The sequence below is a fragment of the Cyanobacterium sp. IPPAS B-1200 genome (assembly GCF_001747005.2).
Taxonomy (GTDB): domain Bacteria; phylum Cyanobacteriota; class Cyanobacteriia; order Cyanobacteriales; family Cyanobacteriaceae; genus Cyanobacterium.
The window spans coordinates 2334534-2348249 of the sequence record NZ_CP182899.1; the positions used below are offsets into that span (position 1 = coordinate 2334534).

10 protein-coding genes are annotated in these 13716 nt (G+C 38.4%); 4 read left to right on the top strand and 6 right to left on the bottom strand.

The genetic code is table 11. The annotated features are described in order from the left end of the window. Nucleotides 1–444 precede the first annotated feature (444 nt). The 3 genes from A5482_RS10795 to A5482_RS10805 all read left to right on the top strand — a co-directional run bounded on the left by A5482_RS10795 (nucleotide 445) and on the right by A5482_RS10805 (nucleotide 6222). Nucleotides 445–4470 carry a magnesium chelatase subunit H gene (locus A5482_RS10795; protein WP_069789658.1) on the top strand — a complete coding sequence of 1342 codons (4026 nt, stop codon included), beginning with the start codon at nucleotides 445–447 and terminating at the stop codon, nucleotides 4468–4470. A 56-nt stretch (nucleotides 4471–4526) separates the two neighbouring features. Beyond that, nucleotides 4527–5009 (top strand): transposase, encoded by a 483-nt coding sequence (locus tag A5482_RS10800; protein WP_141712642.1) that lies wholly within the window; start codon nucleotides 4527–4529, stop codon nucleotides 5007–5009. Between the two features lie 568 nt (nucleotides 5010–5577). After that, nucleotides 5578–6222 (top strand): hypothetical protein, encoded by a 645-nt coding sequence (locus tag A5482_RS10805; RefSeq protein WP_141712641.1) that lies wholly within the window; start codon nucleotides 5578–5580, stop codon nucleotides 6220–6222. Nucleotides 6223–6319: 97 nt separating this feature from the next. On the opposite strand, the gene A5482_RS10810 is transcribed toward A5482_RS10805, so the two are convergent. The 6 genes from A5482_RS10810 to A5482_RS10835 form a co-directional block, all read right to left on the bottom strand. Next, a complete protein-coding gene (locus tag A5482_RS10810) occupies nucleotides 6320–6751 on the bottom strand; it encodes a DUF29 family protein (RefSeq protein ID WP_069789700.1) in 432 nt (143 codons plus the stop codon). Between the two features lie 248 nt (nucleotides 6752–6999). Next, on the bottom strand, nucleotides 7000–8214 hold the full coding sequence (locus A5482_RS10815; RefSeq protein WP_069789655.1) for a pentapeptide repeat-containing protein: 1215 nt from the start codon (nucleotides 8212–8214) through the stop codon (nucleotides 7000–7002). A gap of 197 nt (nucleotides 8215–8411) precedes the next feature. Beyond that, nucleotides 8412–9662, bottom strand: coding sequence for a M16 family metallopeptidase (locus tag A5482_RS10820; RefSeq protein WP_069789654.1), 1251 nt, complete (start codon nucleotides 9660–9662; stop codon nucleotides 8412–8414). A gap of 202 nt (nucleotides 9663–9864) precedes the next feature. Beyond that, nucleotides 9865–10932, bottom strand: coding sequence for an LOG family protein (locus A5482_RS10825; RefSeq protein WP_069789699.1), 1068 nt, complete (start codon nucleotides 10930–10932; stop codon nucleotides 9865–9867). A gap of 78 nt (nucleotides 10933–11010) precedes the next feature. After that, nucleotides 11011–11334 carry a thioredoxin gene (gene trxA, locus A5482_RS10830; protein ID WP_015222351.1) on the bottom strand — a complete coding sequence of 108 codons (324 nt, stop codon included), beginning with the start codon at nucleotides 11332–11334 and terminating at the stop codon, nucleotides 11011–11013. 329 nt (nucleotides 11335–11663) lie between these two features. After that, nucleotides 11664–12767, bottom strand: a complete 1104-nt coding sequence (locus A5482_RS10835; protein ID WP_446684842.1) for a metallophosphoesterase family protein — start codon at nucleotides 12765–12767, stop codon at nucleotides 11664–11666. 32 nt (nucleotides 12768–12799) lie between these two features. Here A5482_RS10835 and trmB point away from each other — a divergent pair, with 32 nt between their 5' ends. After that, nucleotides 12800–13435 carry a tRNA (guanosine(46)-N7)-methyltransferase TrmB gene (gene trmB / locus A5482_RS10840; RefSeq protein ID WP_069789653.1) on the top strand — a complete coding sequence of 212 codons (636 nt, stop codon included), beginning with the start codon at nucleotides 12800–12802 and terminating at the stop codon, nucleotides 13433–13435. Nucleotides 13436–13716: the final 281 nt, after the last annotated feature.

The window sequence follows — 13716 nt, forward strand, 5'->3', positions numbered from 1 at the left end:
TTTAGCTCAATCAAAAATTACCTAATTCCATGACAATAATCGAAATTATTGATAAACAAAAAGGCAAATTAATATAAAAACGTTTTCTTAAATTTGTATTGACTGTACCATATTTTAGACTTCTCCCCAGAATCACCTCATCAATTAGAAGTTACCGAAAAAATGGTCTAGGGAAGGTGAAAAACCGAGAATATTATCCTTGCTTCACAACTTGATTTTTATGGAAAAACCATGGTTTTCCCTTGATTTCTTAATTTTCATTCTCAAAAACCGCATACTTGTAACAATTTGTAACAAAATACTACGGATTACCGTAAAGATTCCCAAAAATATAGGTAAAAGAGCTTATTTTCGTGGTACAAACAATAAAGAGCGTATATTAAGCTCTGTAATAATTCTTAACATATCCCGTTTAAATTCACCTAAATAGGAGAAAAAACATTAATGTTTACAAACGTAAAATCCGCCATCAGACACATAGCACCAGAAAACCTAGGAGATCGTGCTTTAATGAAGGTGGTTTATGTTGTTTTAGAACCTCAGTATCAAAGTTCTATTTCTGCGGCCATCAAATCGATTAATGCCCATAACCCCAATCTTGCCATTGAAATTAGTGGTTATCTCATCGAAGAATTGAGAAGCCCTGAAAACTATGAAGAGTTCAAAAAAGATGTCTCAGAAGCAAATATTTTCATTGCATCTTTAATTTTTATCGAAGAATTGGCTCAAAAAGTGGTGGAAGCTGTGACTCCCCACCGTGACACCCTAGATGCGGCAGTAGTCTTTCCCTCCATGCCCGAAGTAATGCGCCTAAATAAAATGGGTAGCTTCAGCATGGCGCAACTAGGACAAAGTAAGAGCGTCATCGGCGACTTTATGAAGAAGCGTAAGCAAAAGTCGGGGGCTGGTTTTGAAGATGCTATGCTCAAACTTTTACGCACCCTTCCCACGGTATTAAAATATTTGCCCGTGGAAAAAGCTCAAGATGCTCGTAACTTTATGTTAAGTTTCCAGTATTGGTTGGGTGGTTCTGCTGACAACCTCGAAAACTTCTTCTTGATGTTGGCTGACAAATATGTCTTCACTGGGGAAAAATCTTTACTCAACCGTAACGCTGAGTATGCCGAGCCTATCGTTTATCCTGATATGGGTATATGGCATCCCCTTGCTCCGAAGATGTTTGAGGACATCAAAGGGTATCTAAACTGGTATAACAGTCGTGATGATATTAGTGATGATTTAAAAGATCCTCTCGCCCCTACCGTTGGGTTAGTATTACAACGGACTCACTTAGTAACTGGAGATGATGCCCACTATGTGGCGATGTTACAGGAGTTTGAATATCGTGGTGCAAGGGTAATTCCCGTTTTTGCTGGTGGTTTAGATTTTTCTAAGCCTGTAAATGAGTATTTTTGGGATAAGCCAGTCCAAGGGGTTGAGCCTTTACCCATCGTTGATGCGGTGGTTTCCTTAACTGGTTTTGCCCTTGTGGGAGGCCCTGCTAGACAGGATCATCCCAAGGCGGTAGATTCGCTCAAGCGTCTCAATCGTCCTTACATGGTGGCTTTACCCCTCGTATTCCAAACCACCGAAGAATGGGAAGAAAGTGATCTCGGTTTACACCCCATCCAAGTGGCTCTGCAAATTGCTATTCCTGAGTTGGATGGTGCTATTGAGCCTATTATTCTTTCTGGTAGAGATGGTAATACTGGACGCTCTATTACTTTACAGGATAGGGTAGAGGCGATCGCCTCCAGGGCTTTAAAATGGACTAACCTCCGTAAAAAGCCCAAATTAGACAAAAAACTTGCCATTACCGTCTTCAGTTTCCCCCCCGATAAAGGAAATGTGGGTACCGCCGCTTATTTAGACGTATTCGGCTCCATCCATGAAGTCTTGAAGGGGATGCAACACAACGGCTACGACATCCAAGACGTACCTGAAACTGCCAAAGAGTTGATGGAAATGGTGATCCATGATGCTCAGGCACAATATTCCAGCCCTGAGTTGAATGTTGCCTACCGTATGAGCGTAGAAGAATACGAGCGTTTGACTCCCTACTCTCAAAAACTAGAAGAAAACTGGGGCCCACCTCCAGGAAACCTCAACAGTGATGGACAAAATCTCTTGATTTACGGTAAGCACTTCGGTAACGTGTTTATTGGGGTACAGCCTACCTTCGGTTATGAAGGAGATCCCATGAGACTCTTATTCTCTCGCTCTGCTTCCCCCCACCATGGTTTTGCGGCTTACTATACCTACCTCGAAAAAGTGTGGGGTGTCGATGCGGTACTCCATTTCGGAACCCATGGCTCATTGGAATTCATGCCTGGTAAACAGATGGGGATGTCTGGGGATTGTTACCCCGATAGCCTCATCGGTAATATTCCTAACATCTATTACTACGCAGCCAATAACCCCAGTGAGGCAACCATCGCCAAACGTCGTAGTTATGCTAATACCATTTCCTACCTAACCCCTCCCGCCGAAAATGCTGGATTATATAAAGGTTTGGAAGAATTAAGTGAGTTAATTGGTTCTTACCAAGGCTTAAAAGAAGGTGGTCGTGCGGTGCAAATCGTTAATACCATTGTAGATCAAGCCCGTATCTGTAACCTTGATAAAGATATTCCCGAAATTGCTACCCCGGAAGGACAAGAGCCTCAATTATTCGACTCTAGCACCCTCACCGAAGAGCAAAGAGACACCATCGTTGGGGCGGTATATCGCAAGTTGATGGAAATAGAATCTCGTCTTTTACCCTGTGGGTTACACGTCATTGGTAAACCTCCTACCGCTGAAGAGGCGATCGCCACTTTGGTAAATATCGGTAGCTTAGATCGTGAAGACGACGGTATCTGGAGTTTACCCACCATCATCGCCAGAAGCATCGGGCGTAACATGGAAGAAATTTATCGTAACGCCGATAGGGGTGTACTTGCCGACGTAGAACTATTACAACACATCACCGAAGCCACCAGAGCAGCCGTGAGAGCCTTAGTAGAAGAGCAAATCAACGCCGAAGGCAGAGTTTCCCTTGTGTCCAAACTCAACTTCTTCAACATGGGCAAAAAAGAGCCTTGGGTTGCCAAACTCCATGAATTTGGTTACACCAACGTGGACGAAAAAGCCATCAAACCCCTATTTGAATTCCTCGAATTCTGCCTTGAGCAAGTTTGTGCCGACAACGAATTAGGCGGTTTACTCAAAGCCCTTGAGGGGGAATATGTATTACCCGGGCCTGGGGGAGATCCCATCCGTAATCCCAATGTATTACCCACAGGGAAAAACATTCACGCCCTCGATCCTCAAAAAATCCCCACCCTAGCCGCTGTACAATCAGCTAAAATCGTGGTGGACAGACTCCTAGAGCGTCAAAAGATCGATAACGGCGGTAAATATCCTGAAACCATCGCCTGTGTATTATGGGGAACGGACAACATCAAAACCTATGGAGAATCCCTCGCTCAAATCATGTGGATGATTGGGGTGAAACCTGTACCTGATGCTTTAGGACGGGTAAACAAACTCGAATTAATTCCTTTAGAAGAATTAGGCAGACCCCGCATTGACGTAGTGGTAAACTGTTCTGGGGTATTCCGTGATCTATTCATCAACCAAATGAATTTATTAGATCAAGCGGTGAAAAAAGCCGCGGAAGCCGACGAACCTGTTGAGATGAACTTTGTGCGCAAACACGCCTTAGATCAAGCAGAGGAAATGGGTATTAACCTCCGTCAGGCGGCAACCCGTGTATTTTCCAACGCTTCTGGTTCATACTCCTCTAACGTTAACTTAGCGGTAGAAAACAGCAGCTGGGAAGAAGAGCAAGAATTGCGAGATATGTACTTAAACCGTAAATCCTTCGCTTTCAACTCTGACAATCCTGGGGTAATGGATGAAGGCAGAGACATTTTTGAGAAATCCTTGAAAACTGCTGATGCCACTTTCCAAAACCTAGACTCCTCCGAGATTAGCTTAACGGATGTATCCCACTACTTCGATTCTGATCCTACCAAGGTAGTTGCATCCTTGCGTGATGATGGTAAAAAACCCTCTGCTTACATTGCAGATACCACCACCGCTAACGCCCAAGTGCGTACTCTCTCGGAAACTGTGCGTCTAGATGCCCGTACCAAATTATTAAATCCCAAATGGTACGAAGGGATGTTATCCCACGGTTATGAAGGGGTAAGGGAATTGTCCAAACGTCTTGTAAATACCATGGGCTGGAGTGCCACCGCTGATGCTGTGGATAACTGGGTATATGAAGACACTAACACTACCTTTATCCAAGATGAGGAGATGTGTAAACGTTTGATGGATTTAAACCCCAACTCTTTCCGTCGTATGGTTAGTACCTTATTGGAAGTTAACGGACGTGGCTACTGGGAAACCTCGGACGAGAACATCGAGAAGTTGCAACAGTTATACCAAGAAGCGGAAGATCGCATTGAAGGTATTGATTAATCACATCTGATATTCTATTTTTTGTGAATATTACATAATATTGCTGGGGACGTTCCATGGAACGTCCCTACGTTATTTTTGAACGTTCCCACGTTGTCTTAATCACATTAAAATCAATGGTTATGAATAATAATCGAAAATCTATCCGTTTAAAAAATTATGATTATCGATCAAATGGTTATTATTTTGTGACAATTTGTACCCATGAAAAAATATGTTATTTTGGCAATATTGAAAATCAAAAAGTAAATCTTTCTAAGCTGGGCAAAATAGCGAAACAATTTTGGTTAGAAATTCCTGACCATTGTGATTCTGTAGAAATTGATAGTTTTGTTGTTATGCCTAATCATGTTCATGGCATCATTATTATTAATAAATCAATGACCGAAAATGTAGGGATGTTTCATGAAACGTCCCTATCTGTGGCAAATAATGAAGATGATTTATCCAAAATAATGTCTGATTTATCACCAAAAAAAGGTTCTTTAAGTTCAATTATTAGAAGTTATAAATCAGCAGTAACAAGATGGAGTAAGTAGGTTGGCGAAATTAATTATAGCTCTTATTTTATTAAGACTCTTATGAACAAGGGGTTTAAACCCCTTGCCTAAATCGATTTAATTATGCCTACTCACTTAAATTAAATAATTATGATGGTTTTAAGTGGCAATCTCGATTTTATGAACATATTATTCGTGATGAACATTCATTAAATAGCATTCGGGAATACATTGTTAATAATCCTAGAAAATGGAAGCAAGATAGTAATTATAAAAAAGAATGATCGTACCGAAAATATTTAATAATAATTATAAATTCAGTAAATATAGCGTTTTTTATAATTATGAGATACATTTATGATTTTCCAAGTCCCCCTTATTAAGGGGGATTTAGGGGGATCATTTTGTACCCCGTAACCAGGATAATTGCTATATACTGATTAAGTTATAAAACTTAATAAAAAAATAAGCTCAAAAGAACAATTTAATCTACAATTAATTTATTGATTTGATTTAATAAGAATCCTAAAAAAGTGACTAAAAAAGAAGTGCGTATTTCTTCCCCCCCCCCTACAAATATAAGGCTTTAGCAGTCGGTACTGGGTTATTGGCGACCCTTTCTGTTTTCGGTGTCATGGATAGTGCGAATGGTGCTAGTTTGACCACTTTATTTAATAGAAACAACAACGGAGATCCTGGTGGTGCTGTTTACTTTAATCTATCTGTAGGAGCAAATCCCATTACTATCACGGGTTTTGATACTAATACGGAGGAAACTTCTACTGCAACTTCAGGGTTTGAGGTTTACACCCGTTCAGGTACAGCACAAGGCTTTGAAACCAGTTCTACTGGTTGGACTTTGGCTAGCAATGGAACTATTACTCCTCTGGGAGTAAATAATTCTAGTCCTGTGACATTAAATAATAACATTACTTTGGAGGCTAATACCCTTTATGGTATTGCTTTAAAAATGCCTTCTACCGTAATACATTCCTATACTGATGGCACTTGTTCAACTTCATATACTTTTGTGGGTAATTGTGGCTATCAAAATGGTGACTTAACACTCCTTCTCGGTAGTGCTAACAATACTCCTTTTAGCAGTTCTGCTTTTTCTCCTCGTATATGGAATGGCACGATATTTTACGATGTATCATCGAATTCTACCACCACCCCCGAACCATCATTATTGTTCGGTTTAATCGGCTTTGGGACTTTGGGTTTAGTGGGTAAAGTGAAGAAGAATAAATAAGGTTTTTTGGGTGGACAATGTTCACCCTATTACACAGAATAGGGGCGATCAAGAAGTGATAGTATGCGATCGCACTTTGATTTTTAAGCAAAAATCCTTAGTTTAAATCTTGTGTAATTAAATCTAAAGCATCGGCTATAAGCTGATCATAATCAATCATCTTAGCTAATTTCGCACTAGAATAACGCCCTTCAAATGCCTCGAGAGAAGCCCCATCTAATGCAGAATCATAAGCCTCTAAGAGAGTATTTTTTAATTCAGAGCTAGTCAAATAATAGCCATTTGCCTTGCGTCGTTTATTGGTGCGATTTATCTGACGAACCGCATTACGAATCGAAATATTCCACGAGCGAGTTGTCCGCTTTTCTGCTTGTTGTTTAATTAAATGCAGTAGAAGAATAACTCCATAGCTATAAATTTTGTTAATCTTGTCATCCTTACTCATCTCTGTCATTTCCTCCACCAACAACAAAGCATCAGAGATATTTCCTTGGGTTAACAACGTCTTGAGTTCTAGTAATTCTTCCATTGCTTTTTCTCCCATCAGTTGGCTATATTATTCCGATTCTAACCTGTTCAATAACGCCGAAGCAAAACTTAATCTGAATAATCTGTGGTCACGAAATGACAGGTTATGCCTGATAGCATTTCTACATCATTGTACATAATAAGGGCGATCGAACATTTATAAGGATACTTGTAAGATAAAAAAGATGAAATGTCCAGAATGTGGTTGTGAGCGTATCAATAAAAACGAAAACAAAATCATATTTGTGTTCATTTATCAGCTAACAGTCTCTCGTTGATCACAACCCCTTCAAGAGCCTTACTAGCATTTTCTCCAAGACTATTTTTGAGTAACTCATACAAACCTAAATCCATCGTCGCCCCTTCAAACTGACACTTTCCCACAAATTGGGGCATAATTTCTTCATCGGGCAATTGTTGAAGTCCAAACTCCTCAGCCAAAAACCTGTCTCGTTTGCTCGGGGTGATAATAGCCCCCGAAAGGTTTGCTCCTCTAAAGTCCACATCAATAAAAGTACTACGTATCAAAAAGACTTCTACTAAGCTTGTATTACGCATAGAAAACTTATTTATAATAGCTCCCCAAAAATCGAATCCATCAAGCATCAGTCCATCCAGAATAGAACCTTCCAACTTCTGAACAATTTTCTTATCTCCCAAATCCACAACCTGAACAATACTTGAACTAAGAGGATCTGCACAACGACAACAAACAGGATTACCTTTTTGATCAGTGTTGATGGAATTAGACTGGGAAATCAACAAAATGGGAGATGTAAGATTATTTTCCAATAGTTGTACAAACACCGTATGTAAATCATTACTACTTCCCATGCGAATCCCATTTATGGTGGAAAAAAGAAGCCCTCGAATAGCATTTATTTTACCTTTACGGGGATCCATTACTCCATCAGCCGTAATAATCGTTTCAATTAACTTAACACTAAAACTTTGAGTATTTGCCGCCGCTGCCGCCGCACTTTGATTTATCGATTGTCTTGTCTGTTCCTGAGTGAGAATATATAAACTATAGGTAAGAAAGCTCTGAATAATCAATCCTGCCCCCTGTAACACTGTGTTGATGGCCTCGAACCATGAACCAGCTTCATTTTCATCACGAACAGTAGCCGCCGCCAAAGCATGAAAAAAACCTGTTCCAGCTAATGTGGTAAAAACAAAGCTGATAATCAGCGAAATCTTCAAAGCCCTAGGGGAAGATAAGGTATTGACAATCTTTTGGGTAGTTTTTGGAAAAGCGGTTCGAGTGACAAACAACGAACCGATGATACTAGATAGGGTAAGGAGTGGATTTGATGGGAAAAACCCTCTGATAAAGTTGAACTGTCCTGGCGCTATTTGTACAGGTCTTTCTATGGAAAGATTAATGGCCACAAAAGGGATGAGCAATGTAAGTAGGGCAAGTATCAAAGAGCTTCGTCTTTTGCTAAAGTCTTTGTAGTTCATTTTTGTGTAACCTTAACCTTATACTGGTTTTTTTTGGGTATTTTATCATTATTTTGAAGAGTAAAGATCTAAATCTCGTTACCACATTATTAAAAATATGATTATGACAGCAATAATTTATTAACTGAACAACACTATTGTTTGGAAGAAAAGCTGTGTCAACATTTTACATACATTTTCTCTCTTCCCATGATCAATTAATTTGGTCCTACCATAGAAGTACAAAGAAATTCATCCCGTAAATACTTATTGGCGACGTCCCGAATTTGTGCCACTGTAATGTCATTGATATTGTCTTGGAAAGTGCGATCATAGTCAATACCCACCCCAAGGGTTTCATACCAACCAAAAATTTGGGCAAACTCCGAATTAGTCTGTTTCCCAAGGGCATATTGACCCAATAACTTATTCTTTGCAGTTTGTAACTCCTCAGCGCTTAGGGTTACTTCCCTTAAACGTCTTATCTCCGCTTGTAAACCTTCCGCCCCAATTTCTGCATTAGCAGGTGCTGTACCCATATAGACAACAAACTGCGATTTGTCTAAACGAGTAGGATAAAAAGCCGAAACATCATAAGCCAATCCTCTTTTTTCCCTCAACTCCACAAATAGACGACTAGACAAACCATTGCCCAAATAGGTGCTAATCAACTTTAAAACAGGGTAATCTTTGCTATCCATACTAGGGGTAATATAACCCATCATGATAATGGACTGTTGGGTTTGTTGGTCAATTTTTTTATAAGCAGATTTAGCTTCTATTTGAGTAGATATTAAAGACTCCATGGCATCATCAGGATTTTCCCAATCACCAAATATCTTGTTTACCATCAAAGTAGCCTGTTCAAGATCAATTTTTCCAGCTAGACTAATAACAACGTTATCGGGACGAAAGTGTTTTTGATGGCACCGCTTCAAATCTTCCACCGTTAAACTACTCACACTCTCTTCTGTGCCAAGGATAGAAAAACCATAGGGATGTTGTGCATACATCATCTCTCTTAATTGACTAAAAGCTAGGTTAAAAGGTTGTTCTTTTTGAGAGAGAATATTCTGTAGGGTGATACTCTTTTCTAGTTCTAACTCTTGCTCTGGGAAAGAAGGATAACGTAACATCTCCGCTGCAATCTCTAAAATTGGCTCAAAATCATCGGTAACAGTTTTGATGCTGGTTAAAAAATAATCGCTAGAAGTATCTGTGCCAAGGGCTGCACCTATGGTTTCTACTTTTTCGGCAATTTCCAGGGATGATAAATTTCTGGTACCTTTTGCCATGACACTGGCTAGGAGATGGAAAATACCTGCGGTTTGAGGAGATTCCCAACGGCTTCCTGCGTTACGGCAAAATATTCTCCCTGCAATGATTTCGGTGGTAGGATTTTCAATTACTACTAGGGTAATACCGTTGGAGAGTTTGGTTTGTTGAATGTGTTTCTGTTTAGATTTCACCGTTAATTTTTGATGGGGTTAATAAATAGAGGTTGATGAAAAAGTGAAGTTGCGAAAGCTAGGAATGGAGAATAGGTGATGACAGTTTAATTATTAAATTCTTATTGTAATTCCATTATATTTTGTCTTATTAAGCAACATGGAATGATGTATTTTAGCTAAAAATAAATTTAATTATCAATTATCCATTCTCCGTTATCAATTATCTAATATATGGTTGATGACAGGCAACGGTATCTAATTCAAAACTATTAATCACGTTAATCATTTGATAAATGCGACTAAATTTTCTTTCATTGAAATAAAAGCCAATGCTTGGTAAGTCGTCAACGGTGCCACTACTTTGGGAATCAGTAGATTCTATTTTTGTAATGTTTCCTTGGGTTAAAATATCGCTAAATTTATCATTTAAAATTTCGATTTGCTCATCTTTTAATTCAGTATTTAACCTCATCACAAAAAAGTCTTTGCGATACAAACTAGAGTGATAAATTCGATAAAATTGACTGATAACTTCGTAGGCGGTTTCAACGTTATCGGTAATGGTATATATTTCTTTGTCTTCGGGGTTAATATATCCTTCTAGTAGCAGATTTTCGAGGATATATTTTTGCCAATTTTGCCAATAGTTTCCTCCTGGTTTATCGATCAAAATTAGGGGAATGGGGGGTTGTCTACCCGTCTGACAAAGGGTTAGGGTTTCAAATGCTTCATCTTGAGTACCAAACCCCCCAGGGAAAAGTGCGATCGCATCTGTTTCTTTTAAAAAGAATAACTTACGAGTAAAAAAGTATTTAAAATTAATTAATTTATGGTCATTTTCTATATAATCATTGGCACTTTGTTCAAAGGGTAACTTAACATTTAAACCAAAAGAATTATCCGTTCCAGCACCTTTATTACCTGCTTCCATAATGCCACCACCAGCCCCCGTAAGCACCATGAAACCTTCTTCAGAGACTTTCTTGGCAAAATCTGAGGCAAGATCATATTCAGGGGTATTGGGGGAAGTTCTAGCAGAACCAAAAATAGTAATTTTTCTGGTATCTCTATAGTTAGAAAAAAGACGAAAACCTTTTTCCAAATCCTTTAAAGTAGCACTTAAAATTTTCCATTCCAAACGATCAATTTTTTCTCTTTTTACCAGTTTAGCTAAAGATTTTAAAGATTTTTTTAGCCATTTATTATGGTCATAGGGAGGTAATTCTTTGAGTAACTTTTCAATGTGTCGAGAACGATAAAATAAATCTAAATCTGACTTATTAGACAAAATATAAACCTCTTGAAAACAAAAAAAATATCCCACTATTATAATACAGTGGGACGAGCATTAGGTGAACATAACAAGTTAGATATGTTGCTCGAGAGTCTTTGCCAAACTGGTTTTAGGTACAGCACCAACTAACATATCTTGTTTTTGACCACCTTTAAAAACCATTAAAGTAGGAATACTACGAATACCATATTGACTGGCAATTTGTGGATTTTCATCAGTATTTAATTTAACTACTTTAACTTTACCTTCGTATTGTTGAGCAATTTCTTCTACCACGGGGGCAACCATACGACATGGGCCACACCATGGAGCCCAAAAATCTACTAAAACAGGTAGTTCACTATCTAAAACTTCTGCTTTAAAATCTGCTTCTTTTACTTCTGTCACTTCTGACATCTTATTTTATTCCTTACTTAAACAATGTGCTTTTTGATTACTATCAGATTTTACCATAACAAATAATTAGTCCTTAACCCTTAATTATTTCTATAATTTTACAATTCTTCTAGCTTTTACCTTATCAATCTGTACAACTATCTTTAAGGATAAGTTACAATGAAGTTGGGTGAAAAGCAATTTTCGCTCACTCCTCACACCATAACCCGCTCTTACAGCGTAGGGGCGGATTCTTTTTGACTTTATTTAACTCACTTAATAGCCATAACCTCTCTGCCTAAAGACATCTCCCCCTTAAAAAAGAAGAACAGGAGACTTTGATCTAATTTTCAATTCTCAATTTGAATGGTGGTATTGTTATCAATAAACTGGGGTTTGCCGTCTATCATATCTACCCCAAAGCGTTGAAAGTGTTGATTGATTTCTGGGGGTAATTGAGGATAGTTTAACTCACTATCTCCTTTGGCGATGTCTGCCCAAAAATATCTCATGGGGGGGGCATATTCACTGGCTTGTTTTTCTTCGAGGTTAAGGGGGGGGGAGGTTAATAGTTTCATTATAAAGGGGAAAGAGCGATCGCCCATCCACTCCCGACAAAATTGGTCATATTTTTCTTTTTCTGGTAAATCGGTTACTTGATGACTATTGATTTTAACGGTATTTATTCCCCCATGATGGCGGTTTAATTCGATGATGCGGTACGGACTCGGATAGGTAATTAAAGACCCCGTAGTGACTTCGTAAATGCCCTTATATTGACTAATATCTTGGATGTGTAGATGTCCTGTAAAAATCAACTTGACACTATACCTATCTAAAATTTCTAACAACTCCAAGGGATTATCTAACATATATCTACGCCCAAGGGGATGTCTCCATTGTTGGGGTAAATGTTCGATGACGTTATGATGTACCATCAATAGGACTAATTTATTCCCTAACTTCTCAAGGGTTTCTTCTAACCACTTCAATTGAGAAGGTTTTAACAACCCCTGTTGTTGTCCATTTTCATCAAAATGGTTGGAATTGAGGGCGACTAACTGAAGATTTGGGGCAATTTCACAAGTATAATCAAGGGTTTCGGTATAATTTTGATAACCACAATCTTGATAAAAGTAGGGAAATTTATCACAGGGAATTTGTTTCTCATTACCCTTTAAGCTGGGAATGTCATGATTACCAGGAATTACATAAACAGGATAAGGCAAAGAAGCGAGTTTTTCCTGTAACCAGCGGTGATTTTCAGGTTCACCATCTTGGGTTAAATCCCCTGGTAAAAGCAAAAAATCGAGATCAAGATTGTTTAAATGTGCTAAGACAGTGTCAAAGGCTGGTATGCTAAATTGGGTCAAATGAAAACGATTCGGTTTGTTTTCGATGGTTTCTGGTAGGGCTATATGTAAATCAGAGGCAACGGCAAAACGAATATTCATGGCATGAGAAATCATAGGAGGATTATATCACGGTGGCTAGAGTAAGAGTTCGTCAACACGTTAACCCATTAAGTAGTAAGTATCAACAATCTCTTTCTTTGCCCGATTGGAGTCAAATATATTCTAATCTATCTCTTCCCCTTCATCTTGACATTGGTTGTGCTAGGGGGCGTTTTTTGTTGGAAATGGCTCCCCAAAATCCTGATATAAATTTTTTAGGCTTTGAAATTCGAGAGCCTTTGGTAATAGAAGCGAATCAATTACGTGATGAAGAAAATTTAACTAATTTACATTATCTTTTTGGCAATATTAATACTTCTTTGGAAGATATTTTAAACTCTTTACCCGCTGATAAAATTGAGTTGGTAATGGTACAATTTCCAGATCCTTGGTTCAAGAAAAAACACCACAAAAGAAGGGTTATTCAACCTGAAACGGTGGCTACTTTAGCAAAGTTTTTAAAATCTGGTAGTCAAATTTTCTTGCAATCTGATATAAAAGAAGTAGCCGAGGAAATGTGCGATCGCTTCTTAGCCCATCCTAGTTTTAATCCACTACAATCAGAAATCTGGCTTACAGAAAACCCCATTGGTGTGATGACAGAAAGGGAAATTGCCACCCTCAATAAAGGAGAACCTGTATATCGTACTATGTTAGTGAGAGAGTAATGAAATTATTACAATTTTGAGCCAAATTTTAATTTCCAAAAGTAACAGTCACTTTGGCTAGCAAACACTCTTGCCTAATTAATTGGCGTTGTTTTGCTGATACTATTCCAAAAAGATGAATACATCTTTCATGATTGGGATAAGGTTGTTTTCGGGGAGAAGAAGAGTTGTTTTTTTGTAACTCTTTTAATACTGGAGTTAATAAGGGAATATTCTCCCTAGATGTATCAATAATAAATTCTCCTATTCTTTTAATTATATCCCTCTTTTGTCACTTTCCA